Origin of the sequence: Rossellomorea yichunensis, from assembly GCF_032337515.1 — a bacterium.
GTDB lineage: Bacteria > Bacillota > Bacilli > Bacillales > Bacillaceae_B > Rossellomorea > Rossellomorea yichunensis.
Genome location: NZ_JAVYAD010000007.1, coordinates 1 through 25,754, shown reverse-complemented (window position 1 = coordinate 25,754; position 25,754 = coordinate 1). Strand labels below are relative to the sequence as shown.

The 25,754-nt window shown below is 41.9% G+C and carries 31 protein-coding genes; 23 read left to right on the top strand and 8 right to left on the bottom strand.

Going from position 1 to position 25,754, the window contains the following annotated elements; genetic code table 11:
• Nucleotides 1-21: 21 nt before the first annotated feature.
• Nucleotides 22-693: an SDR family NAD(P)-dependent oxidoreductase gene (locus RSX31_RS18440; protein WP_148994331.1), complete on the bottom strand. Its 672-nt coding sequence runs from the start codon at nucleotides 691-693 to the stop codon at nucleotides 22-24.
• Nucleotides 694-839: 146 nt separating this feature from the next.
• Here RSX31_RS18440 and RSX31_RS18435 point away from each other — a divergent pair, with 146 nt between their 5' ends.
• Nucleotides 840-1,166: a YfhH family protein gene (locus tag RSX31_RS18435; RefSeq protein WP_148968106.1), complete on the top strand. Its 327-nt coding sequence runs from the start codon at nucleotides 840-842 to the stop codon at nucleotides 1,164-1,166.
• Nucleotides 1,167-1,204: 38 nt separating this feature from the next.
• Here RSX31_RS18435 and RSX31_RS18430 read toward each other — a convergent pair whose 3' ends face one another.
• On the bottom strand, nucleotides 1,205-1,363 hold the full coding sequence (locus tag RSX31_RS18430; protein WP_082051311.1) for a YpzG family protein: 159 nt from the start codon (nucleotides 1,361-1,363) through the stop codon (nucleotides 1,205-1,207).
• 31 nt (nucleotides 1,364-1,394) lie between these two features.
• Nucleotides 1,395-1,559, bottom strand: a complete 165-nt coding sequence (locus RSX31_RS18425) for a small, acid-soluble spore protein K (RefSeq protein ID WP_148994330.1) — start codon at nucleotides 1,557-1,559, stop codon at nucleotides 1,395-1,397.
• A 150-nt stretch (nucleotides 1,560-1,709) separates the two neighbouring features.
• On the opposite strand from RSX31_RS18425, the gene RSX31_RS18420 reads away from it, so the two are divergent.
• Complete coding sequence (locus RSX31_RS18420; protein WP_148994329.1) at nucleotides 1,710-1,985, top strand: YfhJ family protein; 276 nt, start codon at nucleotides 1,710-1,712, stop codon at nucleotides 1,983-1,985.
• A 43-nt stretch (nucleotides 1,986-2,028) separates the two neighbouring features.
• Here the strand turns inward: RSX31_RS18420 and RSX31_RS18415 are convergent, their stop codons facing one another.
• Entirely contained in the window at nucleotides 2,029-3,015 is a 987-nt protein-coding gene (locus RSX31_RS18415) for a metal-dependent hydrolase (protein WP_148994328.1), read from the bottom strand.
• A 90-nt stretch (nucleotides 3,016-3,105) separates the two neighbouring features.
• Between RSX31_RS18415 and RSX31_RS18410 the strand changes: the two genes are divergently transcribed.
• Both RSX31_RS18410 and mutY read left to right on the top strand, forming a co-directional pair.
• Nucleotides 3,106-3,408 (top strand): hypothetical protein, encoded by a 303-nt coding sequence (locus RSX31_RS18410; protein WP_148968109.1) that lies wholly within the window; start codon nucleotides 3,106-3,108, stop codon nucleotides 3,406-3,408.
• Between the two features lie 55 nt (nucleotides 3,409-3,463).
• On the top strand, nucleotides 3,464-4,570 hold the full coding sequence (gene mutY / locus RSX31_RS18405; RefSeq protein WP_315635611.1) for an A/G-specific adenine glycosylase: 1,107 nt from the start codon (nucleotides 3,464-3,466) through the stop codon (nucleotides 4,568-4,570).
• 42 nt (nucleotides 4,571-4,612) lie between these two features.
• Here the strand turns inward: mutY and RSX31_RS18400 are convergent, their stop codons facing one another.
• Nucleotides 4,613-4,837, bottom strand: a complete 225-nt coding sequence (locus RSX31_RS18400; protein ID WP_148968111.1) for a hypothetical protein — start codon at nucleotides 4,835-4,837, stop codon at nucleotides 4,613-4,615.
• Nucleotides 4,838-4,940: 103 nt separating this feature from the next.
• On the opposite strand from RSX31_RS18400, the gene fabL reads away from it, so the two are divergent.
• The 10 genes from fabL (at nucleotide 4,941) to nikC (ending at nucleotide 15,258) form a co-directional block, all read left to right on the top strand.
• A complete protein-coding gene (gene fabL, locus RSX31_RS18395; RefSeq protein ID WP_148994326.1) occupies nucleotides 4,941-5,684 on the top strand; it encodes an enoyl-[acyl-carrier-protein] reductase FabL in 744 nt (247 codons plus the stop codon).
• A gap of 76 nt (nucleotides 5,685-5,760) precedes the next feature.
• A complete protein-coding gene (locus RSX31_RS18390) occupies nucleotides 5,761-5,970 on the top strand; it encodes a gamma-type small acid-soluble spore protein (protein ID WP_113970044.1) in 210 nt (69 codons plus the stop codon).
• A gap of 265 nt (nucleotides 5,971-6,235) precedes the next feature.
• The gene (locus RSX31_RS18385; RefSeq protein WP_148968224.1) at nucleotides 6,236-6,496 is read left to right on the top strand and encodes a YgaB family protein; all 261 of its coding nucleotides are present in this window, start codon (nucleotides 6,236-6,238) and stop codon (nucleotides 6,494-6,496) included.
• Between the two features lie 167 nt (nucleotides 6,497-6,663).
• Nucleotides 6,664-7,194 (top strand): nucleoside tri-diphosphate phosphatase, encoded by a 531-nt coding sequence (gene ntdP, locus RSX31_RS18380; RefSeq protein WP_113970149.1) that lies wholly within the window; start codon nucleotides 6,664-6,666, stop codon nucleotides 7,192-7,194.
• A 164-nt stretch (nucleotides 7,195-7,358) separates the two neighbouring features.
• Complete coding sequence (locus RSX31_RS18375; RefSeq protein ID WP_148994325.1) at nucleotides 7,359-9,107, top strand: ABC transporter ATP-binding protein; 1,749 nt, start codon at nucleotides 7,359-7,361, stop codon at nucleotides 9,105-9,107.
• A 316-nt stretch (nucleotides 9,108-9,423) separates the two neighbouring features.
• Complete coding sequence (locus RSX31_RS18370; RefSeq protein ID WP_148994324.1) at nucleotides 9,424-10,440, top strand: ABC transporter ATP-binding protein; 1,017 nt, start codon at nucleotides 9,424-9,426, stop codon at nucleotides 10,438-10,440.
• Entirely contained in the window at nucleotides 10,415-11,380 is a 966-nt protein-coding gene (locus RSX31_RS18365) for an ABC transporter ATP-binding protein (protein ID WP_148968115.1), read from the top strand. The genes RSX31_RS18370 and RSX31_RS18365 overlap by 26 nt, the downstream gene beginning before the upstream one ends.
• 74 nt (nucleotides 11,381-11,454) lie before the next feature.
• Nucleotides 11,455-13,044: an ABC transporter substrate-binding protein gene (locus RSX31_RS18360; protein ID WP_315635824.1), complete on the top strand. Its 1,590-nt coding sequence runs from the start codon at nucleotides 11,455-11,457 to the stop codon at nucleotides 13,042-13,044.
• Nucleotides 13,045-13,328: 284 nt separating this feature from the next.
• The gene (locus RSX31_RS18355) at nucleotides 13,329-14,333 is read left to right on the top strand and encodes an ABC transporter permease (protein ID WP_148968116.1); all 1,005 of its coding nucleotides are present in this window, start codon (nucleotides 13,329-13,331) and stop codon (nucleotides 14,331-14,333) included.
• A 28-nt stretch (nucleotides 14,334-14,361) separates the two neighbouring features.
• On the top strand, nucleotides 14,362-15,258 hold the full coding sequence (gene nikC, locus RSX31_RS18350; protein WP_044339707.1) for a nickel transporter permease: 897 nt from the start codon (nucleotides 14,362-14,364) through the stop codon (nucleotides 15,256-15,258).
• A 48-nt stretch (nucleotides 15,259-15,306) separates the two neighbouring features.
• Here the strand turns inward: nikC and RSX31_RS18345 are convergent, their stop codons facing one another.
• Nucleotides 15,307-16,389, bottom strand: coding sequence for an FUSC family protein (locus RSX31_RS18345; protein WP_148968117.1), 1,083 nt, complete (start codon nucleotides 16,387-16,389; stop codon nucleotides 15,307-15,309).
• Nucleotides 16,390-16,660: 271 nt separating this feature from the next.
• Nucleotides 16,661-17,947: a glutamate-1-semialdehyde 2,1-aminomutase gene (locus RSX31_RS18340; RefSeq protein ID WP_148968118.1), complete on the bottom strand. Its 1,287-nt coding sequence runs from the start codon at nucleotides 17,945-17,947 to the stop codon at nucleotides 16,661-16,663.
• A gap of 199 nt (nucleotides 17,948-18,146) precedes the next feature.
• On the opposite strand from RSX31_RS18340, the gene RSX31_RS18335 reads away from it, so the two are divergent.
• The 8 genes from RSX31_RS18335 to perR all read left to right on the top strand — a co-directional run bounded on the left by RSX31_RS18335 (nucleotide 18,147) and on the right by perR (nucleotide 24,051).
• On the top strand, nucleotides 18,147-19,157 hold the full coding sequence (locus RSX31_RS18335) for an ABC transporter ATP-binding protein (protein ID WP_148994322.1): 1,011 nt from the start codon (nucleotides 18,147-18,149) through the stop codon (nucleotides 19,155-19,157).
• A gap of 51 nt (nucleotides 19,158-19,208) precedes the next feature.
• Nucleotides 19,209-20,000: an ABC transporter permease gene (locus tag RSX31_RS18330; RefSeq protein ID WP_315635610.1), complete on the top strand. Its 792-nt coding sequence runs from the start codon at nucleotides 19,209-19,211 to the stop codon at nucleotides 19,998-20,000.
• A 3-nt stretch (nucleotides 20,001-20,003) separates the two neighbouring features.
• Nucleotides 20,004-20,789: an ABC transporter permease gene (locus RSX31_RS18325; protein WP_148994320.1), complete on the top strand. Its 786-nt coding sequence runs from the start codon at nucleotides 20,004-20,006 to the stop codon at nucleotides 20,787-20,789.
• A gap of 61 nt (nucleotides 20,790-20,850) precedes the next feature.
• Entirely contained in the window at nucleotides 20,851-21,255 is a 405-nt protein-coding gene (locus tag RSX31_RS18320; protein ID WP_113970032.1) for an ion channel, read from the top strand.
• A 71-nt stretch (nucleotides 21,256-21,326) separates the two neighbouring features.
• Entirely contained in the window at nucleotides 21,327-21,791 is a 465-nt protein-coding gene (gene bcp / locus RSX31_RS18315) for a thioredoxin-dependent thiol peroxidase (protein WP_315635609.1), read from the top strand.
• A gap of 225 nt (nucleotides 21,792-22,016) precedes the next feature.
• The gene (locus RSX31_RS18310) at nucleotides 22,017-22,967 is read left to right on the top strand and encodes a D-2-hydroxyacid dehydrogenase (protein WP_148994318.1); all 951 of its coding nucleotides are present in this window, start codon (nucleotides 22,017-22,019) and stop codon (nucleotides 22,965-22,967) included.
• 1 nt (nucleotide 22,968) lies between these two features.
• Nucleotides 22,969-23,517: a cob(I)yrinic acid a,c-diamide adenosyltransferase gene (locus tag RSX31_RS18305; RefSeq protein WP_148968125.1), complete on the top strand. Its 549-nt coding sequence runs from the start codon at nucleotides 22,969-22,971 to the stop codon at nucleotides 23,515-23,517.
• 93 nt (nucleotides 23,518-23,610) lie between these two features.
• Complete coding sequence (gene perR, locus RSX31_RS18300) at nucleotides 23,611-24,051, top strand: peroxide-responsive transcriptional repressor PerR (RefSeq protein ID WP_397540941.1); 441 nt, start codon at nucleotides 23,611-23,613, stop codon at nucleotides 24,049-24,051.
• 82 nt (nucleotides 24,052-24,133) lie between these two features.
• On the opposite strand, the gene RSX31_RS18295 is transcribed toward perR, so the two are convergent.
• Nucleotides 24,134-24,481, bottom strand: a complete 348-nt coding sequence (locus RSX31_RS18295; protein ID WP_148968126.1) for a YgzB family protein — start codon at nucleotides 24,479-24,481, stop codon at nucleotides 24,134-24,136.
• Nucleotides 24,482-24,635: 154 nt separating this feature from the next.
• On the opposite strand from RSX31_RS18295, the gene RSX31_RS18290 reads away from it, so the two are divergent.
• Nucleotides 24,636-25,502 (top strand): nucleotidyltransferase-like protein, encoded by an 867-nt coding sequence (locus tag RSX31_RS18290; protein ID WP_148968127.1) that lies wholly within the window; start codon nucleotides 24,636-24,638, stop codon nucleotides 25,500-25,502.
• Nucleotides 25,503-25,754 lie beyond the last annotated feature (252 nt).

Sequence of the window (25,754 nt, the reverse complement as noted above, 5' to 3'; positions counted from 1 at the left end):
GGGAAGGCTGCCTATTTAGGTTTATTTTTTTGATTCAATGACGATTTCGTCTTTTTCTTTGTATTCATTCACAATCAATTCCGCAACATCTTTAGGAGAGCGAAGTCTTGATGGATCACTGATATGGTCACTGTTCTCCCAAAATGGGGTATCCATTCCACCCATATATGCATTCACGATGCGAAGATTCGAGTCCTCGTACTCCTTCTGTAAACTTTCACCAAATCCTCTGAGGGCAAACTTGCTCGCTACATACAATGATTCGTTCATTTTACCTCTAAGGCCAGCTGTTGAAATGATGTTAATGATGGTGCTATTTTGTTCCAGTTGATTTAGAAGTGCCTTGGTAAGTCGAATGGGGCCAAGTGCATTTGTTTCAAACATGCTTACTAATTCCTCATCGCCTGAATCCTTGAAGGGACCGAAATAGCCTACTCCTGCGTTATGTATGAGTAATTCAACAGTATGATCATGTAGATGATTTTTGCCGAATTGTTGAATGTCATGAGTTGAACGGATATCCAATGTGGTAAATGAAACCTGTCCGCCTAAGCTTTCAATTTCTGTTGCAGCTTCTTTTAAGCGGTCTTCCGTTCGGCCAAGAAGCAAGATATGATATCCTTGCTGGCTAAGCAGTTTTCCTAATTCTTTTCCAAGGCCGGAGCCTCCGCCTGTGATGATGGCTGTTTTCATGATGGTGTCATCCTTTCTGGTGAATTTGGTTAGATGATTGTCTTGGAATAAGGGGCCGTCTTATGCTTGTCGGGGCTGACCAAGCCGCTTCCGCTTTTCTTATTGTATCATTTTCTCTATACTACTATTAGTAGAGGTGATGAAGAATGGAACAAGAGAGAAGATATAGTGAGATGACGGAGCATGAGTTGAAGCAGGAAATTGCTTCGTTGAAAGAAAAGGCAAGAAAAGCTGAACAGTTGGGGATTGTGAATGAGTTCGCCGTTTTGGAGCGGAAGGCTCTTATGGCACAGGCTTATTTAATGGATCCCGATAGCTACAAGCCAGGTGGCATCTACGCGATAGAAGGGGATCCCGGTACATATTTCAAAGTGGACTATCTAAACGGGGTATTTGCCTGGGGATATCGCCTGGGAGGAGACGGAAAAGAAGAAGCACTGCCGATTTCGCTGTTAGCAGGGGAAAAGAAATAATGAAGAGGTCCGTCATGGGGACGGACCTCGGAAACAGTCTAGGAACGCTTGCGTGTCTGGTTCTCTAGAATGATTAAGTCTTGAGTTTGTGTGGTTTGTCCATTAGCTTGGGAATGGGCATGCTTTGGATTGTAGAATGCCTTGTTAAATGGACTACTGTACTTATTTCGGTAGAAGTTGTTTTTCATGTTTGCCATCGTAACTACCCCCTAAACAAATTTCACTTCATTAAAGTGAGTCGTGATCTCTTTCTCCAGAAGCTTTCATACGTTCTTGAGGATGGGTATTGATGGTGCCGTTAGCCCTTTTAGATGCAAATTCCGCTTTAGCTCTTGGTTCACCTTCGAATTTATTGTTATTCATGTTAGGGAACCCTGTCGATTTATTTCGCATAAAGTGCCTCCTAAAAGGTGAATTTTCTGACTCATACCGTGAAGAAGCAAAGATTCACAACTAAGCTTAACCACGTACTAATAGTATGGGTGAAATGGTGTACATTATCATAAAAGCGGGAACTAAATATATGGAAAAGGAGGAGACAAAATGGAGTCAACATTCCACGAATTAACACAATTGTTAATTGAAAAAAACAATAAACTTTCGTATGAAAAAGCGAGAACCTGGATCGAACTTGTATGGGAGGATTTCGAAGCTACATATGCAAAAGCAGGTTACGATTATAAAGGGAAAGCAGTAACGGAAAAAGTCGTTCGCCAATGGGTAAATACATACGGAGAACAAATCCACGAATTTGCTGCACAAAACCCTAAATACAAACACCTGATCGACGATACAGAAGGTGATGATTTAGTGCATTAAAGTGATGAGGGACGGACCTTGAAAAGGTCCGTCCCTCACTGCTTTAATCGATTAAAATGTCGATGTCGACTTTTGAGCGGAGTTTTTCTTCGCTGAAGACCCATCCTGTGTAGGAGCTGACGATGGTCAGATCTTTGTCGAGCTGTACCAGGGCGACAAATGGATAGTGTCCGTTATTTCTGTAGCGAAGATCGATGAAGCGAACTTCAAAATGATCTTCGTATTCATCCACTTCCCAGCGGAAAACAGGCGAAAAGGAAAGAAAAGCGGCCAGATTTTTATCTTTTTTAGCGGCATTGATTACTGAATTCTCTGGTATCGGTATCCGTTCAAATTTATCAAAAATCGTAATCGACCGTCTGAATGCCCGGGCGACATAGTAATGCTCCTTGGTTACGATCGCAAGTCGCCATTGGAAAAACCGGATCGTCGGAGAAACGATTATTTTCTCCGCTTTAGGGATTCTTCGCTTAACAGCATTTTTTACGGCTTTTTGAACCTGGAATCTTAATACATAATAAGCAAAAATCACAATGTACATGACCAAAAAGGTTTTTCCGGGCGGTAATCCGATGCCCCAAAGAATCAATCCTCCAATATGAATCCCGAAAATAATCGGGTCAAACGTGTTAATGACCCCTAAAGCGACCCATTTCGACGAGATCGGCCTGATGGCTTGTGTCCCATAGGCGTTGAAAATGTCGACAAATACATGGAGGAATACGGCCACAAATGTCCAAATCCATAAATGAAGCAAATCTGCCCCCGGGAAAAAAGGATAAAGACAAGCGACAATTAAAAGCGGCCACAGAAATAAAGCTGGAATGCTGTGGGTGATGCCTCGGTGATGACGTATATAAACGGCATTATTGCGTAATTTCAAAACGGTATCAATGTCTGGTATTTGAGAGCCGATGACTGCTGCAACGAGCACACTTTGAGAAGTGGCTGCACTTTCAGCAACAACGGGATCCAGGGTGGCTAAGCCCCCAAGAGCGAAACCCATGACGATATGAGTGCCTGTATCCAAAAAAAGTCCTCCCTTGGCTCGCATTTCTTTGTTTTCTTTATGACTTGTATTCATTTTTGAACATGATATGGTTAAAAGGAGTTTATTTCAATGAAAAACACTTTACACATTTACTTAGAATATGAAATAAAACAAAACTTCAAACCTCAATATAAGCAGATTATGAATAACATCGTCGAGACATTACCACAATACGACGCCTGTAATATCCAATGGGAAAAGTCTGATGCCGGCTCTAATCGTTACATCGAACGGTTTATTGTGCCAACAGAATCCCATTTCCATGTTTTGAAACGTTTACGAACTTCCCGTCGTCATTTATTATTTGGATTATTGGACGAATGTATTTGTGGAGGGTTAAAAGAAATAAACCTTGTTGGCTTAAAAACATAGCCTTAATTATTTATTCCCTATTCAATGTAACATTTAACATCCTGGAGGTACAAAATTGACTGAAGAATCTTTGAAACATTTACAAACCATCAACCGTGAGGAATTTCAGAAAGATTTACTATCATGGTTTTCAAGGGAACAGCGCGATCTTCCATGGAGGAAGGATCAAGATCCATATAAAGTGTGGGTATCAGAAATCATGCTTCAACAAACAAGAGTGGATACGGTCATACCTTATTTTAACCGATTCATCGAGAAATTTCCTACCATAGATGCTCTTGCTACAGCAGACGAAGAAGATGTGCTGAAAGCATGGGAAGGTCTCGGCTACTATTCGAGAGTCAGAAACCTTCAATCTGCTGTAAAACAAGTGAGTGAAAAGTATGAAGGAATCGTCCCGGATACACCGAAAGAAATATCGTCATTAAAAGGTGTGGGACCATACACTGCGGGGGCGATTTTGAGTATTGCCTACAGCAAACCGGAGCCTGCTGTCGACGGAAATGTCATGCGGGTATTTTCAAGGATCCTCTCTATCTGGCTGGATATTGCCAAACCTGCTTCACGCAAGGTATTTGAACAAGCAGTCAGAAATTTGATTTCTGAAGAGAATCCATCGTATTTCAATCAAGCATTGATGGAGCTTGGGGCACTGATTTGCACACCGACATCACCATCCTGCTTACTATGTCCTGTCCGGGAGCACTGTCAGGCATTTGAAGAAGGAGTGCAAACAGAACTTCCAATTAAATCGAAAAAGAAATCTGCACGTAAGCTGAATATGGCGGCAGCCGTTCTGTTTACGGAAGATGATCGAGTGGTTATCCACAAACGCCCGAGTAAAGGACTGCTTGCTAACTTATGGGAATTCCCTAATTTTGAAGTGGGAAGTAAAAGCGGCGGACGAAAGCAATTGCTTGATCAAATGGAGGAAGAATACAAGGTAGATTGCTCATTGAAAGCAGGGGTTGTCACGAAAATCCAGCATATATTCTCACACATTGTTTGGGATATTGAAGTATATGTTGGTTCTATCGACAGTACTACTCTTGATGCCAGCGGTCTGATTGCCGTAACGACTGAAGAATTAGAGAAGTATGCCTTTCCTGTTTCCCACCAGAAAATCTGGAAGGAGACAGGTGAAGGGATACTACAGAAATAAAAAAAGAGCAGCCGGGAAGGTTGCTCTTTGTCTATTGCCATTTCAATCGTAACTAACCTTTGTGCCATGTGTATAATCGGCTTCGCCTCGCTTCAATCCGCCTCGGTTTTCAATTTCTTCAACAATTTCTCTGTGAATCGATTGTCCTTCTGCGTTCAAATAGGGTACTATTTGTTGTAGTGAATGATGAAAGAAGGCAAGCTCGCTTTTCTCCCATTCATTTTTAGGAATCATTGAAAGCTCTGTCATATCTCTACCTACATACATAACTCATTCCTCCATTCAACTGACGTGCTCTTATTAGTGTGCATGTTCAAGGCCTGATTATGCTTTACACCGAATGGAAAATGAAATTGAAAGGATGATCAACATGAGTCAAAAAGTAGCATTAGTCACAGGGAGCAGCCGCGGACTTGGGCGGGAAATTGCGATTCAACTAGCAGAAAAAGGATACGATATCGTCATTAATTACGCACGAAGCAAAAAAGGTGCACTCGAAACGGCTGAACAGGTCGAAAAGTTGGGACGAAAAGCATTTGTCGTAAGGGCAAATGTAGGAGACGTCGATAAAATCAAATCGATGTTCGAACAGATCAAAGAAGAGTTCGGCCGCTTGGATGTGTTGGTAAGTAACGCAGCATCCGGGGTTCTTCGCCCGGTCATGGAACTTGAGGAATCTCATTGGGATTGGACGATGAACATTAACAGCAAGGCACTACTATTCTGTGCCCAGGAAGCGGCAAAATTAATGGATAAAGGCGGACGCATTGTAAGCATAAGCTCATTGGGATCCATCCGTTATTTAGACAATTATACAACTGTGGGAGTATCCAAAGCTGCAGTTGAAGCATTAACGCGTTATCTTGCAGTTGAGCTTGCACCGCGTGACATAATCGTAAATGCAGTTTCCGGTGGTGCGATCGATACAGATGCACTCAAGCATTTCCCTAATCGTGAAGAGCTCCTGGAAGATGCACGCAGTAAAACACCTGCAGGACGGATGGTGGAAATTGATGATCTTGTAAAGTCAGTGATGTTCCTCGTTTCAGACGATTCTTCCATGATCAGAGGTCAAACGATCATCGTCGATGGCGGTCGCTCTCTACTCGTTTAGTGGAATGTATTTCCTGAAAAATATCGAATAGTGAAATCCACGCTTGGTTATCTTAATAAGCGTGGAGGTGATTACAATGGCAAAACAACCAAACAAAACTCAAGCTGGTACAAGCGTTCAACATGTGAAACAACAAAACGCTCAAGCTGGTCAAGCTCAACAACAACAATACGGTACTGAGTTCGCTTCAGAAACAACAGCAGCACAACACGTGAAGCAACAAAACCAACAAGCAGAAGCTAACAAAGCGAAAGCTTCTGGTAAATACGGTCAACAACAACAATAATTGAATTGTTCTTGACGGAAAAAGCACCCATTAACTTGGGTGCTTTTTCGTTTTTGAGGGACGGACCTCTCAAATCGCTACATATAAAGGGACGGACCTCCCATGAATCCTATCATGTCAACGCCAATCAATCATCATCCTTTGAAAAATGGAGGTCCGTCCCTCCATCGACAAAACTGGTGGGATTGTGACAGAAGTTGTCAAAGGGTTTGGAGGGTGAAAGGAGAATGTTTAGGAGAGCTTGTTTAGGGGAGTGGTGGAAGTGATGCAGCAACGGTTTAATGAGTTGGTAACAGAGCAGTTGGAGACCATGGATAAGTTGTTATATCTTCAGTCTGAGATCGAACGTTGTCAAGAGCTTGAAGAGGAGCTGCTTCAGCTTCAAGAGATGACGAAGGTTGAGTCTATAAAGAGAGAGATTGCTTCAAAAAAGATGGAACTTAAAGAGATTCAAAACATGTTTCAAAAACAAACCGATGAAGTGATTCGCTCCTATCAAAAGGAACAAAACAGCGTTACAACATAAAAAGATATGAATGATAAATCCCATTTTTGAAAAGAAACCGGGCGATTCTTAAAGGATTTTTTTTTTTAAGGATAGCCCTTTTGTTTTAAATTTTCTGAGGAAACGTTATAATGATAGAATAGATAAGTATATATAAGGGTAATTTTGAAATGAAAGAAGGGGATACGATGGCGGTTCCCACTGAAGGAAAATCAGTACAAATACATAGCTTTAAGCATGATGGCAACATTCACCGGATATGGAATGAGACGACGGTTCTTAAAGGAACAAGCAATCAGATAATCGGTGGAAATGATCGAACGATGGTGACGGAATCAGACGGAAGAACGTGGATGACCCGTGAACCGGCAATATGCTATTTTCATTCAGAGCTATGGTTTAACATTATTTGTATGATTCGTGAGGACGGTATTTATTATTATTGTAATTTAAGCTCACCATTTGTATATGACCATGAAGCGATCAAGTATATTGATTACGACTTGGATATTAAAGTGTTTCCTGATATGACATATACATTGCTGGATGAGGATGAGTATGAAGCTCATCGCAAGCTGTATGGTTACCCGGATGTGATCGACCACATCCTGAAGCGAAATGTCGACAAGCTTGTTCGCTGGATCCGACAAAGAAAAGGGCCATTTGCTCCTGACTTTATTGACATTTGGTACGAGCGTTATCTTACTCACAGGGGGTAACACAGCTGGAAAACTGTATAGGCATTAAAGGGCTGACCCAGTAAGGAGCAACCCTTTTCATTTCCTGAAAGGACTTGAAGAGGAACATTGCTGCGTTCCATACAGGGTCATCCCTTTTTATTGGGGGCAAAATAAATACTCACATCTTAGAAAGGAGTAATCACTTGGATAGTATCAAACGCTACCTTCAATTTGTAAAACCTTATCGGTGGCAAATTATTGGTACATTAATTATAGGTATTATTAAATTTACGATTCCCTTATTAATCCCGATTTTAATCAAGTATGTCATTGATGATATAGTAGGGGCTTCTGGCCTGTCTTCGGAAGAAAAGACAAATCAATTACTGATGATCATGGGGATCATGCTTGGCCTATTCTTACTGGTAAGACCACCTGTAGAGTATTATCGACAGTACTTTGCTCAGTGGACGGGAAACAAGATCTTGTATGACTTAAGGGACCATTTGTTTTCACATATACAACGACTCAGCTTTAAATATTACTCGAATACAAGAGCAGGGGAAGTCATTTCCAGGGTCATCAATGATGTAGAACAAACGAAGAATTTCGTAATCACCGGTCTGATGAACCTCTGGCTGGATGCCGCTACCATTGTCATTGCTCTATCCATCATGTTTACGATGGATGTTTCATTAACACTTGTTTCTTTAATAGCATTTCCTTTCTATGCTTTTTCTGTCCGTTATTTCTTTGGCAGACTTAGAGGGTTGACTAGAGACCGTTCTCAGGCACTCGCGGAGGTACAAAGCCATTTGCACGAGAGAGTTCAAGGGATGGCTGTCATCAAGAGTTTTGCCGTAGAAGACTATGAACAAAAACAGTTTCAAGATCAAAATAGCAATTTCTTAACGAAAGCCTTAAAGCAAACAAGCTGGAATGCGAAAGCGTTCGCTGTTGTGAATACCATTACGGATATATCTCCGTTAATCATCATCGGATATGCGGGGCTGCAAGTTATTAATGGAGATCTGACCATTGGGACAATGGCTGCCTTTATCGCATATATCGATCGTCTCTATGGTCCGCTTAGACGACTGGTGAATTCTTCTACAACCTTGACTCAATCGATCGCTTCCATGGACCGTGTATTTGAGTTCATGGATGAGAAGTATGATATTGATGATGAGCGAGGGGCGATTCCTTGTGAAAATGTACGCGGAGATATTCATTTTAAAAATGTTTCCTTTCGTTATGAATCTGAAGAGGAAGACGTTCTGCGTAAACTCAACCTTGATATTAAAACGGGTGAAACCGTCGCTCTGGTCGGCATGAGCGGTGGAGGAAAATCATCCTTCGTCAGTCTTATTCCCCGTTTTTATGATGTCACAGCTGGTGAAATTCTTTTAGATGGAACAGACATCAGAAGATTTCAGGTAAGGTCTTTGCGGGACAATATCGGAATGGTGCTTCAGGATAATATTCTCTTTAGTGAATCGGTCAAGATGAATATTAAATTCGGTAATCCTGATGCAACGGATGAAGAAGTAATAGAAGCTGCCAAGGCGGCAAATGCACATGATTTCATCATGAAATTACCTCAAGGCTATGACACCAAAGTAGGAGAAAGAGGTGTGAAACTATCCGGAGGACAGAAGCAGCGTGTCGCGATTGCCAGGGTGTTCCTTAAAAATCCACCGATTCTCATACTGGATGAAGCAACGTCAGCCCTTGATCTGGAAAGCGAACACCTGATCCAGGAATCTCTTGAAATCCTGGCAAAAGATCGAACGACCTTCATAGTGGCTCATCGATTATCAACGATCACTCATGCTGATAGAATCATTCATATGGAGCACGGAGAAGTTGTCGAAATGGGCACACATGAAGAGCTGATGGCAAAACAGGGTCATTACTATAAACTCTTCCAAGTACAGCAGCTCGATCAATAAACTAAGAAAGTCATGACTTATCACGATATACGTGATAAAAGTCATGACTTTTTTTGTTTTCCTAAAAAAAATATCAAACTTATTTCAGGTGTTCGGTGAAAGAAGTAGGGCTAAATAACTTTATCTGGAAGGAATGAAAAGAATAATTGGACATATATTGAATTGAATTAGGAATGAAAGAGTAAATGGGTTTTGTGTAGAAAAATTCTGAAAATAGATTGCAACATTTGTAACATCTTGTATAATAAGAAACATATAAAATTTAGAAAATAAGGACTATTAAGAAAAGAGAGAAAGTTTCAAGAGGAGGATTTGAATGAGCGAAGCGCGTCCTTTACTAAAAGTGGAAGATTTGAGGACCTCCTTTTTTACTGATGACGGAGAAGTTCCTGCAGTCGATGGAGTTAGCTTTCATGTAAATGAAGGGGAGGTGCTCGGGATCGTTGGGGAGAGTGGTTGTGGTAAAAGTGTTACATCCCTATCCATAATGGGCCTGGTACCGAAACCACCGGGGAAAATAGTAGGTGGAAAGATTCTGTATAAAGATGAAGATCTGACACAAGCATCTGAAAAGCGAATGAGAGATATCCGGGGCAATGATATAGCGATGATCTTCCAAGAGCCAATGACATCTTTAAACCCTGTTTTTACTATAGGTGACCAATTAACGGAAGCAATAAGAATACATACGAAGGTTGGAAAGAAACAAGCAAGGGATAAAGCGATTGAAATTATGAGGATGGTCGGTTTACCGAGGTCTGAAGAGCTTATCAAGGAATACCCCCATCAGCTATCAGGCGGTATGAGACAAAGGGTCATGATTGCCATGGCCATGGTTTGTGATCCACGTGTGTTGATAGCAGACGAGCCGACAACCGCTCTTGATGTGACGATTCAGGCCCAAATTTTAAAATTGATGAAACGATTAAATAAAGAATTGAATACAGCGGTCCTCTTGATTACTCATGATTTAGGAGTAGTTGCTGAAACATGTGAACGGGTGGTCGTTATGTACTCAGGTAAAGTGGTGGAAGAGGGGAAAGTAGAAGAAATCTTTAAAAACCCTCAGCATCCTTACACGAAAGGCCTGATTCAATCCGTACCGGATATGAGAATCAAGCAGCAGCGACTGCACTCGATTCAGGGGAATGTCCCGAAACCGGGGTCCATTAAGACAGGATGCCGATTTGCAGCCCGCTGTGAATATGCCTTCGATCGCTGTTTAGTCGAAACACCGGAATTATATGAAACATCACAAGGACATTGCACACGATGCTTCCTGTTCGATGAAGTGGAGGAGGGAGTTTATGACGGAACCGTTGCTAAAGGTTGAGAATCTTAAGAAACACTTTCCAATTACAGGAGGAATTCTTGGACGACCCGTCAGTTCGGTAAAAGCAGTAGACGGGGTATCTTTTACAGTGAATAAAGGAGAGACCCTGGGAATCGTAGGTGAAAGTGGATGTGGCAAATCTACGACTGGCAGAATGCTTATGAGACTCATCGATCCATCCGAAGGAAAAGTGACATTCGAAGATCGAGAGCTTACGAGTCTATCAAACTCAGAAATGAGGAAGATTCGCCGGGAGATGCAAATGGTCTTTCAGGATCCTTTTGCTTCCTTAAATCCAAGGCATACTGTTGAACAGATTCTCGAAGAACCATTGAAGGTCCATGGAATGGGTTCAGCAAAGGAAAGAAAAAAGAGGGTTCATGAACTACTTAATATTGTCGGATTGAGCAGCTATCATGCGAAACGTTATCCACATCAATTCAGCGGTGGACAAAGACAACGTATCGGGATTGCAAGGGCTCTCATGACGAAGCCGAAGCTTATCATAGCCGATGAGCCTGTTTCAGCTCTTGACGTATCCATTCAATCCCAGGTCCTGAACCTGATGCAGGATTTGCAAAAAGAGTTCGGACTCACCTATATCTTCATTGCGCATGATTTAGGTGTAGTTAGACATATAAGTGACCGGGTAGGCGTGATGTACCTCGGAAAAATGGTAGAGCTGAGTAATAGTGAAACACTCTATGAAAAACCGCTTCATCCATACACCCAGGCACTTCTATCAGCGGTACCGGTACCGGATCCGGATTTCAAAAGGGAAACGATTCTCTTGCAAGGTGACATTCCCAGTCCGTCCAACCCGCCAAGTGGCTGTACATTTCACACCAGATGTCCACATGCAACGGAGATCTGCAAACAGAAAGTACCGGAATTCAAGGAACACCAACCAGGGCATTATGTAGCTTGTCATCTTTACTAGAAGACAAGTCTCATAAGTATATAAACATTATTCAGGAGGGGATTTAGTTGAGAAAAAAAAGCTGGTCAATTTTAATGCTGATCATCCTACTCGTATCATCTGTTCTTTACGGATGTGGAGGGAATGAAAGCTCTTCAGGCGAAGGCAGCGACAGTAAAGATAGTGGCGATCCAAAAGTATTGATCTTTGGTCGCGGGGGGGACTCGGTAGCACTTGATCCTGCTGCGGTTACAGATGGAGAATCATTTAAAGTAACAAAGAATATCTTCGAAACTTTAGTTGAATTTGGTGAACAGGATACAGAACCAAATCCAGGATTAGCTGAAGAGTGGAAGGTATCTGAAGACGGTTTAACGTATACGTTCACACTTCGTGAAGGTGTTAAATTCCAAGATGGTACAGATTTCAATGCTGACGCAGTAGTGAAGAACTTCGAGCGTTGGATGAATGGTAATGAAGAAGCATTCTACTACTATAAATCTATGTTTGGTGGATTTAAAGGTGATGAAGGTCACGTTATCAATGAAGTAAAAGCGGTTGATGAGAATACAGTTGAGTTCGTTCTTAAGCGCCCTCAAGCTCCGTTCTTAAAGAACATTGCGATGAGTCCTTTTGCGATTGTAAGTCCTAAAGCTCTTGATGAGTTAGGTGATAAGTTAGGCGAAGCACCGACTGATGCAGGTACAGGTCCTTTCAAGTTCAAAGAATGGAAGCGTAATGACAAAATCGTTTTAGTTAAGAATGAAGACTACTGGAATAAAGATCTACCGAAATTAGATCAAGTTGTCTTCAAATCAATTCCTGAAAACTCTGCACGCCTTAACGCGCTGGTTTCTGGTGAAATCGATCTTGCAGATGGTATCAATCCAAGTGATGCTGCACAAGTTGAAGGGAACGACCAATTACAATTATTCGAACGTCCTTCTATGAACGTTGGATACTTAGGGTTAACTTCGACTCGTAAACCTTTTGATAATCCAAAAGTACGCCAGGCAATTAACTATGCAATCAACAAGCAGGAAATCATTGATGCATTCTTCGAAGGAAGAGCAGAAGTAGCGAAAAACCCAATGCCTCCAGTTATTGGCGGCTACAATGATGCACTTGAAGGATATGAATACAATCCTGAAAAAGCAAAAGAACTTCTTGCTGAAGCAGGACTTGAAGATGGATTTGAAATGGAATTATGGGCAATGCCTGTTCCACGTCCGTACATGCCGGATGGTCAAAAAGTAGCTGAAGCGATTCAGGCGGACCTTGAAGAAGTAGGGGTAAAAGCTAAAATCGTGTCTTACGAATGGGCAACCTACCTAGAGAAAGCCCGTAACGGAGAAGCGGATGCGTTCTTACTTGGATGGACTGGTGACAACGGTGATGCAGATAACTTCCTATATGTATTACTTGATAAAGACAATATCGGAAGTAATAACTACACGTACTACAGCAATGACGAGCTTCATGATTTATTAATTGCTGCTCAATCTGAAACAGATCAAGCAAAACGTGAAGAGATGTACAAACAGGCTCAGGAAATCATCCATGAAGATGCTCCTTGGGTACCTTTGGCTCACTCCACACCATTATTAGCTGGTAGTGCGGCTGTGAAGAACTTCCAACCGCATCCAACAGGATCTGACTTCTTAGGTGCAGTAGACATGGAATAGTCCTAATAAGATTCAACCTAGGGGAGATGACTTTAAGTCTCCCCTTTGTACATAGAAAAGCGGAGGCGGCTTGGTCAGAGGCGACAAGCATTTCAGGACGATCAGAAGAAGGCGTACTTTGCCTTCAGCTGATCGATCTGAAATGACCTCGAGCCTCTAGCCACCGCAGCTGGACAAGAAGAAAAGCGGAGGCGGCTTGGTCAGAGGCGACAAGCATGTAATATGAAAATGATTTAAGCAAGCTTCCATGAATACTAGAATCTCCTTTCAGAGAGGTGAACAAAATGTTTCAATACACCATTCGAAGATTACTTCAATTAATACCCGTATTATTAGGGATGACCTTTATTGTATTCTTTATCATTCGGGCGATACCTGGAGACCCTGCCCAAGTGATCCTGGGTCAACAGGCTTCAAAAGAAGCTATTGAACAGCTAAGAACACAGTTAGGTCTTGATAATGCCTGGTATGTTCAATATTTCGAGTACCTAAAAGGCCTTTTAACTGGTGATTTAGGCAGCTCTATTCGTACAAAAACAGAAGTTTCAAGTGAAATATGGCCATACTTGGCTGCAACAGCCGAATTGGCGATTGTAGCTATCATCATTGCCGTGGTCATTGGGGTGAATGCGGGCATCATCAGTGCCTGGTTCCAGAACTCATGGTTTGATTATACGGCCATGATACTGGCTTTGGTCGGGGTGTCTATGCCGATCTTCTGGCTTGGTTTGATGGAGCAGTGGATCTTTGGTATTCAACTTGACTGGCTTCCAACCACAGGAAGGGAAAACATTCGTAATCCGATCGATGCCATTACGAATCTCTATATTATAGATACCATCATACAAGGACGTTTCGATCAATTAGGTGAAGTGATGAGGCATCTGATCCTTCCGGGTATTGCACTTGCCACGATTCCTATGGCGATCATTGCCCGAATGACTCGTTCAAGTATGCTTGAGGTCATGCGTTCGGATTACATTCGAACTGCTCGTGCGAAGGGTCTGAAAATGTTCTGGGTTGTGTACAAGCATTCTCTTAAAAATGCCATCATTCCAGTATTGACGGTAATCGGTTTGCAAATGGGGCTCCTATTGGGTGGAGCGATATTGACAGAGACGATTTTTGGATGGCCTGGAATTGGTCGCTATATTTATGAAGCGATCGGCTTCCGTGATTATCCTGTTGTACAGTCAGGCATTCTCGTAGTGGCCACTATCTTTGTCACAATCAACTTAATCGTCGATTTACTATATGCTGCTGTCGATCCGCGCATTAAATACAACTAACATCAATAGAAGAAAGAGGTGAACTCTCATGGCAGAATTAGCAGAACCGCAAAAGGAGCTTCATCCTTCCCTGCAGGAGGAAACGGTTTCTCCCTGGAAGGAAGCGTGGAAAAGCTTTCGAAAAAACAAAATCGCTTTAGTTGGATTTTTTATCGTGCTATTCTTTGTCGTCTTAGCCATCGCCGCACCAGTCATTGCCCCACAAGGCATCAATGAACAAGATTTATCTAAAAGACTGCAGGCTCCATCTTCTGAACATTGGCTCGGGACAGATGACTTTGGACGGGATATATTGTCCAGAATTATTTATGGGGCTCGAATTTCATTATGGGTAGGTTTCTTTGCAGTAATCGGTTCAGCAGTAGTAGGAAGTCTTCTGGGAATCGTGGCAGGTTATTATGGAAGATGGGTGGATACGATTATCTCGCGAATCTTTGATATCATGCTTGCATTTCCGAGTATCCTGTTAGCGATAGCTGTTGTAGCTGCTCTTGGACCATCCCTGAGAAATGCTTTAATTGCCATTGCAATTATCAATATCCCTAACTTTGGGCGACTCATTCGGTCACGGGTGTTGAGTGTTAAGCAGGAAGAGTATGTGATGGCTGCGAAAGCCATTGGGATGAAAGATAGCCGTATTCTATTGAGTCATATCCTTCCTAACAGTATGGCGCCGATCATTGTACAAGGAACACTTGCCATTGCGACTGCTATAATCGAAGCTGCGGCACTTGGCTTCCTTGGTTTAGGAGCACAAGCCCCGCAACCCGAATGGGGGAAAATGCTGGCTGATGCACGTACGTTCATGCTGCAAGCCCCGTGGACAATGATCTTCCCGGGACTTGCCATCATGCTGACGGTACTGGGATTCAACTTGATGGGGGACGGACTTCGGGATGCCCTTGATCCTAAAATGAAAAACTAAATAGAACAAAAAAACGGAGCAAAGGAAATCACATCCTTTGGTCCGTTTTTATTCCTCTTCTTCCCCGATCATCACTTCATTGTCTTCTTTATGATACGATTGGAAGCTTGTGATGAGTTTTTCCAGATGCTCTAAATGCTCATCGTATTCAAAGATAGCCGAGAAAATATGCAGCAGATGGAAATTATGAATATTATCATCTTTACTGTGCTGTTTTACTTCCTGGATCATGATATTCATCAGTTCTTTTCGATGCATGCACACATCCTGCTGGGCTTCTGACTCAGTATGGGGATGCATCTTACCCAGGAACTTCAATAGAAGCTGTTCGTGGTAAGTAAGGAGACAATCAAGCTGTCCCTTGATGACTCCACGTAATTCATCAGGTAACTGGAAAATTTCATTTTCATACCGGTTCAATCGCTTCAAGATGTCAAAGCTTCGATTCGTTGATGAAATCATTTGACGGAAAATGACAAGCTTACGACTTTTGACAATTGAATTTTTCTTGAAATAATCCCGTTCTTCTTTATAAAGAAGATACAATTGGTCGACCTTTATAAGCTTTTCTTTAATGCGCTCCAAGTCTTTTTTCAAGAGGTGGAACTCTGTTGCGTGCCTTGAACTTAATCGAATCCACTTTAAGATTTCTTCTGTAGAATCAGATATTTTATGGTAAAGCTTCGTTTCGTATTTTGGCGGCAGGAAGATCAAGTTAATAATGAACGATGAAAATACTCCGATCATGATGGTTGAGAAACGTATAAATGCAAATTGAATAAAATCCTGATCCGTCACTTCCATAATCGCGATCAACGTTACGAGGGCAAGGCCGATCGTGTTTTGCAGCTTTAATTTAAGAATGATGGCAATCGCTATGACAGCAGCGAGACCCACAATAAGAGGATTGCTGCCGAATAAAAGAACAAAAATAACGGCAATCCCGGCACCTATGAGGTTCGCTTGAATTTGTTCGATAATCGATAGATAAGACCGATAAATGGTGGGCTGGACGGCAAACACTGCCGCGATTCCAGCAAACACTGGAGACGGTATATTCAATAGCTGAGATACAAGTAAAGCTAATACAATCGCAATTCCCGTTTTAAGGATGCGAGCACCAAGTTTCATGGAATTAGGATCCTTTCTTGTGTAACTTTTTTATAAACAATACTGTACTATACATGTACTTACAAGCAATATCAATAGGGAAATTTAAATATGTTTCTACAAAATATGTACCTTTTTGATGAAGGGAATAAACAGATAGGGAAACGGAATTCCTCTGCCAAATGAATAGATATGCCAGGAAAGGAAGAGTTATTCATACCAAGTGAACCAAAAAGACTGCTCCGCCATGGTGAAATTCCGGTGGAGCAGTCTTTGACTGATTCTTATTCGATTATAATTGTGCAAATGCACGATCGACAGCTTCGATCGTTTCCTGTATATCTTGTTCAGTATGCGCAGTTGTAAGGAACCATGCCTCATATTTAGAAGGAGCAAGATTGATTCCTTGATTCAGCATCAGCTTAAAGAACCTGGCAAACATTTCCCCATCTGTTGCTTCCGCTTGATCATAGTTCTCCACTTTTTCTGTAGTGAAGTAAAGAGTGAGAGCTCCTTTCAATCTGTTAATGGAGATCGGTGTGTTATGTTTTTCAGCTGCAGTAAGGATCCCTTTTTCAAGCATTTCACCGAGTTTATCAAGCTTCTCATATACGCCTTCTTCTTTTAATACTTCAAGGCAGGCAATTCCTGAAAGGATGGAAGCGGGATTTCCTGCCATTGTACCTGCTTGATAGGCAGGTCCTAACGGGGCTACCTGTTCCATGATTTCTTTCTTGCCGCCGTAAGCTCCGATTGGAAGACCGCCGCCGATGATTTTCCCCAGCGCCGTTAAGTCAGGCTTTACCTTTAGCATATCCTGAGCCCCGCCGTACATGAATCGGAATGCCGTGATGACTTCATCATAAATAACAAGGGAATCGGCATTATGAGCTATCTCATTCACTTGCTCAAGAAACCCTTCTTTAGGTTCTACAATTCCGAAGTTCCCTACGATAGGTTCCACGAGGACTGCTGCAATTTGATCTCCCCATTTTTCCATTGCTGCTTTAAAGGGCTCGATGTCGTTGAATGGAACCGTGATGACTTCCTGGGCGATACTTTTAGGAACACCGGCTGAATCAGGAGTTCCTAAAGTAGATGGTCCAGATCCAGCTGCAACCAGGACCAGATCTGAGTGACCGTGATAGCAGCCTGCGAATTTAATGACTTTGTCTTTCCCAGTGTAAGCTCTTGCAACACGAATCGTTGTCATAACCGCTTCAGTACCGGAGTTTACAAATCGAACCTTGTCCATGTAAGGCATTGCTTCTTTGATCATTTTGGCAAACTTCACTTCATGACGGGTAGGGGTTCCGTAAAGGACCCCGTTCTCCGCCGCTGTTTTGATCGCTTCTGTAATATGTGGGTGGGCGTGACCGGTAATGATAGGTCCATATGCTGCCAGATAATCGATGTATTTATTTCCGTCTACATCCCAGAAGTATGCGCCTTGACCTCTTTCCATTGCAACCGGGGAGCCTCCGCCCACTGCTTTGTATGAACGTGACGGGCTATTCACTCCTCCTACGATATGTTCCAATGCTTCTGTATGTAAAGTTTCTGATTCTGTATATTTCATGTTTTCCTCCTATATATGTGTATTTAGCTATCTACTACTCTTCTATTGTAGTACGGTCATTTCCACTTTAGCAAATAGGGAATCATTGGGCACACTAATTTTCAAGCAGACTGTTCTAAGGGAAACAGATCTCTGTGGTACACTATTCTTTGTTTGTAAAAGAGGGACCGAAACTTTTTTGAAATTAGGAGGACGCAATATGAATGCAATCGAAGTACATCACTTGCGTAAGGAATTCAAGGCTTTTTCCAGTCGTTCCGGATTAAAAGGGGCATTCAGGGATTTGTTTACGCGTAATTATAAAATCGTTCCTGCGGTGAACGATATTTCATTCAATGTGAAGCAGGGTGAGATGGTCGGGTACATCGGTGAAAATGGAGCCGGAAAATCCACTACCATCAAGATGCTGACGGGGATCTTGACACCGACCGGGGGAGAGTTGCACGTCAATGGAATGAATCCTCATCGTGATCGGGAAAAATTCGTTCAGACGATCGGGGTCGTGTTTGGACAGCGCTCCCAGCTCTGGTGGGACATCGCGGTTCAGGAATCCTTCCAGCTCTTAAAGAAAGTGTACAAAGTCCCCGATCAACAATATAAAGCACATATGGATCATGTGATTGAAACACTGGATATCGCGCCGCTACTGGACAAGCCGGTCCGTAAATTATCATTGGGGCAGCGAATGAGATGTGAATTGGCAGCGGCTCTTGTCCATAATCCGCCTTTACTGTTCTTGGATGAACCGACAATTGGATTGGATGTTCTGGTGAAACTGAAAATCCGCCAATTTTTAAAAGAAATAAACGAGAAGTACAATACTACGATTCTTCTAACCACCCATGATTTAACCGACATCGAAGCTCTTTGTGAACGGGTCGTGATGTTGGATGAAGGGAAAATCATTTATGACGGGGCTCTGAGTCAGCTCAAGGAAAATTGGGGAGATCAAAAGGAAGTCGTGTTTCAATTTCTGGACGAAACGTCTATGTCCGCTTTATCCGAAATTACTAAGAATCAAAACATCTCCTGGTCCTTTGATGAGAAAAAGCAGAGCTATTCAGCATTAATTGAAGCGGATGATGAAGTCATCTCACAACTGATAACGAAAATCGTTGCGAGTTTCAAAGTGAAAGACATGAAGATTGAAGAAACGACTACGGAGGAAATCATACGGAACATCTATGAAAAAGGGGCTGTGACGAGATGAGTGTGGGATTAGAAGCTACCGGTTCAGCTCCAGTGTGTCTGGGAGGGTATCATGGCTAAGTATATAGAAATGATTCGCATCCGCTTCCTCATGATGCTGGCGTACCGAACTAATTATTATAGTGGAATATTAATATACAGTATCAATATTGGAGCTTACTATTTCTTATGGCAGGCCATCTACGGAGGAAAAAGTGATATTGAAGGATTATCGATCATTCAAATGACGACCTATGTGGCCGTTTCATGGATGGCGAGGGCATTTTACTTTAATAATATCGACCGTGAAATCGCTCAGGAAATCAAGGAGGGGAAAGTGGCGGTTGAGTTTATCAGACCCTATAACTATCTGGGGATGAAGACGATGCAGGGACTCGGAGAGGGAGTCTTCAGACTGTTGTTTTTCTCGTTCCCGGGAATGATTATTGTCAGCCTCATCTTCCCGCTGCAATTCGGGACAGGGTTTGATACATTGGGCTTATTTGCGATTTCAATCGTGTTTAGCTTCATTATCAATACACAAATCAATTTACTGACGGGTATCACGACCTTTTTCTTATTTAATAATGATGGCCTCATCCGGGCGAAACGGGTGGTCATTGATTTGTTTTCCGGCTTATTGCTGCCGATTCATTTTTTTCCCATTTGGGCGCAAAATGTGATGGGATACTTACCGTTCCAGAGTATAAGTTATGTTCCCAGCATGATTTTTACCAATGGCTTTACGACTTCTGAATCATTCAACGCAATTCTTATGCAGGGAGTATGGTCATTGATTCTTCTCATACCAATTAAGATACTCTGGGTCATGGCAAAAAAACAAATGATTATTCAAGGAGGGTGACGGATGTTTTATGTAAAGATGTTTTTCCAATATGTCGCCCAATATATGAAAATCAGGCTGCAATACAGGGCCGACCTGGTAGTAGAGATTCTTTCTGATTTACTGTTTCAGGCTGTTAACCTCGTATTTATCCTGGTCGTGTTTGGCCATACTCAGCTTCTGAGCGGATGGACAAGAGACGAAATTATTTTCATATATGGTTTCTTCCTGGTCCCGTTTGCACTATTCAGTTCGTTCTTCAACATTTGGGACTTTAACGACCGGTATGTGGTGAAAGGTGAGTTCGACCGGATCCTGACCCGTCCCATACACAGCTTGTTTCAAATTATCTTAGAGCGAATGGAACTGGAGTCGCTTTTCGGAGTGATAACGGGTCTCTCGGTTATGTTCTACGCCGGGGGAAGACTGGATATTACCTTTGAATGGTACGAACCCGTTTTATTTATCCTCTTTGTAATCGGGGGAGCTCTAGTGTATGCAGGAATCTTCATCGCTCTTGCAAGTATCGGATTCTGGTCGGATGCGAAAACGTCGATCATGCCGATGATGTACAATATCGGAAACTATGGAAGATACCCCGTGGATATCTATAATAATGTGATTCGTTTCGTGTTAACGTGGATTCTTCCATTCGCTTTTGTTGGAGTTTATCCATCTGCCTTTTTCCTGGAAAAGACGGAATGGTATCCATACTCGTTTCTGACTCCATTTGTGGGCATCGGATTTTTCATCTTCTCGATCGTGTTATGGAATGAAGGAGTGAAACGATACAGAGGTGCAGGTAACTAGAATGAATCTGAAGTATTAAGCGTACATATAGGAAGACAAGCAGAAAAAAGAGGGTATGTACATGCTTTATATCATAGGGTTTTTCATTTTGTTCTGCATGGTGATGAGTTTACGGGCCTTATTTTATCCTTCAAGGTGGAAAGAGCATCACGTTTCACTTCATCATTTTCTCTTTTTAGGAATGAGTTATATCACGATCATGGTTGGATTCGGTCTTCTGTTTGCTCTCCTTGAGCTTGAAGGGGTTCCGATTCTCGTTGAAGGAGGAAAACCCTTAACGGGAGACTTCCTCGATCATTTTTTTACCACGATGTATTTCAGCGGCATCACCCTTTTCTCAGTAGGATACGGGGATGTAACCCCTGTTGGTATTGGGAGGGGAATTGCCCTCATTGAGTCATGGCTCGGTTACACCATACCTGCCGCCTTTGTCGTGAAATCATTCTTAAACTACGAAAACAAGTAGTATATGGTTTGAGTTTTTCCCTCCTATTGGGTACGCTAAAGTTAGAAAATATTCAATGGAGGGGAACAAATATGACAGTGGGTCAAAAAGCACCTGAATTTGAATTACTTGCAAGTAATGGAGAAAAGGTGAAGATTTCAGATTACCAGGGGAAAAACGTGGTTCTTTATTTCTATCCAAAGGACATGACTCCAGGTTGTACGACAGAAGCATGTGATTTCAGGGATCAGCATGAAAACTTTGAGAATCTCGATGCCGTTATCTTAGGGGTGAGTCCGGATCCCGTTGATAAGCATGAAAAGTTTGTAGACAAGCATGGACTTCCGTTCCTTCTGCTGGTGGATGAAGATCATAAGGTGGCAGAGGAATACGGCGTGTGGAAGCTGAAGAAGAACTTCGGGAAAGAATACATGGGCATTGAACGTTCTACCTTTATTATCGATAAAGAAGGAAACCTGTCAAAGGAATGGAGAAAGGTGAAAGTGAAGGGACATGTGGAGGAAGCTCTGCAATACATTAAAGAGAACCTTACCTGAACCTATTTTTAAGCCTATTTTAAGAAGCTTGAGGCTTTTGTCCATTCACAAGAGAGGTAAAGACATATAGTAAGAGTAGGGCAACCTCCTCAAATAAGTCAGTCTCATCCGTTTAAGGATCGACCAGGTCGATCCTCTTTTTTTATGCTTTTAATGATGCTGAATATAGGGTGAAGCGGTACAAATATGGTAAAATAGTGGGCAATAGGGATGGGAGGCAGCTACATGAAAATTATCTTCACATTTCAACCGAAGGAAGAGTTTGTCTCAGATTTAAAGAATAGCTTCCATGAGGTTGAATTTCTTTTTTATAAAAAAATCAAAGAAGCGGAAAATGAACTTCCAGAAGCAGAAGTGATTGTCACCATGGGGGAAGATTTAACCGACTATCACATTGAAAAGAGTACGAAATGCAAATGGATCATGGTCACCTCGGCAGGCCTTGAGAAGATGCCATTTAAAGCTATCAAAAAAAGAGGCATCCTGGTGACCAATGCAAGGGGAATCCATAGAATTCCTATGGCTGAGTTTACAATCGGATTGATGCTTCAGCATGCAAAACAGCTTCAAGCAGTATGGAAGCAGGAAGAGGATAGCGTGTGGAGCAGAAGACTTCCAACCTCAGAACTCCATGAAGCCTCACTCCTTATTCTGGGGGCAGGAGCCATTGGAGGAGAAATCGCACGATTGGCTAAAGCGTTTCACATGAAAGTGACGGGTGTGAACTCTTCCGGGTCTCCAGTAGAACATTTTGACAGCATTTTCACCCTGAAGACATTTCAGAAGGAGCTGGCAAATGCCGATTACATTCTATCCGTTCTGCCCAGTACTGAGAAAACGAAGCATCTCCTGCAGGTTGAGCACTTTGAACAAATGAAGGACACGGCTGTTTTCATCAATATTGGTCGTGGGGATCTCGTGGAGGAATCCGTTCTCCTTGAAGTAAGTGACAAGAAGTTAATTCAACATATGTACCTTGATGTATTTGAAAAGGAACCATTACCAGAAGATCACCCGTTCTGGAAGAATGAAGGCATAACGGTGACGCCTCATCTTTCAAGTATCACAAAAAAATACATGCCAAGAGCACTTGAAATATTTAAAAAGAATTTAACTACATATCGTAAGAATAGTGAAAACTATATCAACGTAATCGATGCAGAGAGGGGATATTAGGATGAAAATTTATACGAAAACCGGAGATAAGGGAACAACGTCATTGGTATATGGAACGAGAGTGTCAAAAAAAGATCAGCGGGTTGAGGCATACGGGACATGCGATGAAGCGAATTCGATGATTGGTTTAGGTCTAAGCTACATTAAATCAGAATACTTTGATGGAAAAGAAAAGTTTGAGGAGTTCTTTCATAAGGTGCAAACGATTCTCTTTCATGTTGGAGCGGAACTGGCTACGCCTGCAGGAAAAGAAGTGAAGTGGAAGCTTGAACAATCACATATCAAAGAACTGGAAGAGCAAATTGACTTTCTTGATGGTGCCCTTACGCCCCTTAGCAATTTCATCCTTCCAGGAGGTCAGCCTGCTGGAGCTGCACTGCATACGGCAAGAACAATCGTGAGAAGAGCCGAAAGAGAAGCGGTTGGAATTGATGAAGACATTAATCCGATGGTCCTTTCTTATCTGAACAGACTTTCTGACTATCTATTCGTGGCAGGACGCTATATAAACCAGCAGCTCGGGGAACAAGAGAAAAACTTACATGAGTAACTAGGGAGAAAGATTGACAAAAGGGACCGTAGATTAGTACACTATTTATAAAGATTATAAAATAATAATTCTTATGAAAAGAGGTGCATGACGATGTCTGAAGAAGGACAATTAAAGGAAGCGATTTCGACATTGAAGGAAACGGGAGTCCGTATTACTCCTCAACGTCATGCGATATTAGAGTATCTCATTGATTCAATGGCTCATCCAACTGCTGATGACATATATAAAGCACTCGAAGGAAAATTCCCGAACATGAGTGTAGCTACTGTTTATAACAACTTACGTGTATTCCGTGAAGTAGGCTTAGTGAAAGAGTTGACCTACGGTGATGCTTCCAGTCGCTTCGATTTTGTGACAACCGATCATTACCATGTCATCTGTGATGGCTGCGGGAAAATCGTTGACTTCCATTATCCTGGATTGGATGAAGTTGAACAATTGGCTTCCCATGTGACAGGTTTCAAGGTGAATAACCACCGAATGGAAATCTACGGAACATGTTCTGACTGCTCAATAAAGGAAACCCACTAGGTAAGGATGGTCCTAATATCAGGGCCATCCTATTTTTGATGCTAAAAAAAGACCTTCAGTAGAAGGTCTTTTCTCGTTTGGGTTATCTTTTCTTTTTATTATAGTCCTCATCAAACTCTTCGCCTTCCAAATTCGGATCAAGAGTCAATGGTTCATTACAATACATACACATATCTACCCGTCCAAGGACTTTTGTGACCTTCCCGCAATTAGGACATGTGACTTGAACAGCCTTAGTGGATAGCATCCCGATCCAGAAATAGACAACCGTGCTTCCAATGATCGCCAGAAAACCCAGCAGCATGAATGTTGTCATAACCCATGGATGTTCTCTAAAATATATACCTACGTACATAATGATAAATCCGATGAAAACCAAACTTAAGGCAAACGTACGGATTTTATTAATTTTACTCGAATACTTAGCCATTTGTTTGTCCCTCCTAAAAAAATACTATACCATAATTGTTGTAAGAAGAGGGATACGAAACCGTTTTGTCGAAAAATGACTATATTCAGAGAAGGAAATCGCCTTTGAATGTCGAAATAGTAACCAACCAATGAGTGATGTGGAGGAGTATGAAATGGAAGACATTTTACGACCGTTATACCAAGAGCGTACAAGTCACCCCAATACTTTAGGAGCGCTTTTAATAGAACAAAGCAAGAAATCCAGTCCGTTGACGGATACTTTTGATATTGTCCTTTTTCTAGTGGTGAAAGAAGCTGAAGAGCCAGTATTCATTAAACACTATTCTTATAAAGAACAGAAGGCAGCCTTACATATCGTAACGGAAGCTAAGTTGAATGAGTGGATATTACTCGGGTCCAACCGCAAAGTGATCGATTGGCTATTTAATGGCAAGGTACTGTTCGATCGCAACGAATATATTCATAATCTTAAAACAGAGTTAAGAGATTTCCCGTTCTATGGTAGAAAGATAAAGATGGGGATGGAATTTGCCAAGCTGATTCGTCGTTACATGGACGGTAAAGAGTTCTTTGAAAGTAAGCATTATTTAGATGCCTATAATCACATCGTCCATTCCTTACACCATCTCGCCAGGCTTGCAGTTATCGAAAACGGATTTCATCCTGAGGTTACAGTATGGAACCAGGTAAAACAAATAGAGCCTGAAATCTACAAGTTGTATGAAGAACTCGTTACAAGTGATGAAGAGATCGATAAACGACTTGAACTGCTGTTTCTGGCAAGCGAGTTTCTCATTCACTCAAGAACGAAGGTTTCAACGGAACATCTATTAAGCGTACTGGACCAGAAAGAACATTGGACATTCCAGGACCTCCTCAATCATTCAGAGGCCAAACATTATTCAGTGGATTTAAGCATGCTCATTGAATATCTGACAGATAAAGGATTCGTTGAAATTGTAAATGTAGAGACAAAGGGACAGGGGATTTATCACCGTTATTATCGAGCAGTAAAATAATTATAGTGAAATATTAATTATTCGTTGACTTCAATATGAAACCTTGTTATATTAGTAAATGTCGCTGCTGAACGACGACAACGAGCGGTCAGTGGCGACTTAAAAGTCTTAAAAAGTTGTTGACATTAACTCCATAACTTGGTAAGATAAAAAAGTCGCTTAAACGAAGCGATTGCACATTGAACCTTGAAAACTGAACAAAACAAGACAATACGTCAACGTTAATTCTAGATTTATTTTTAAAGAGCTATT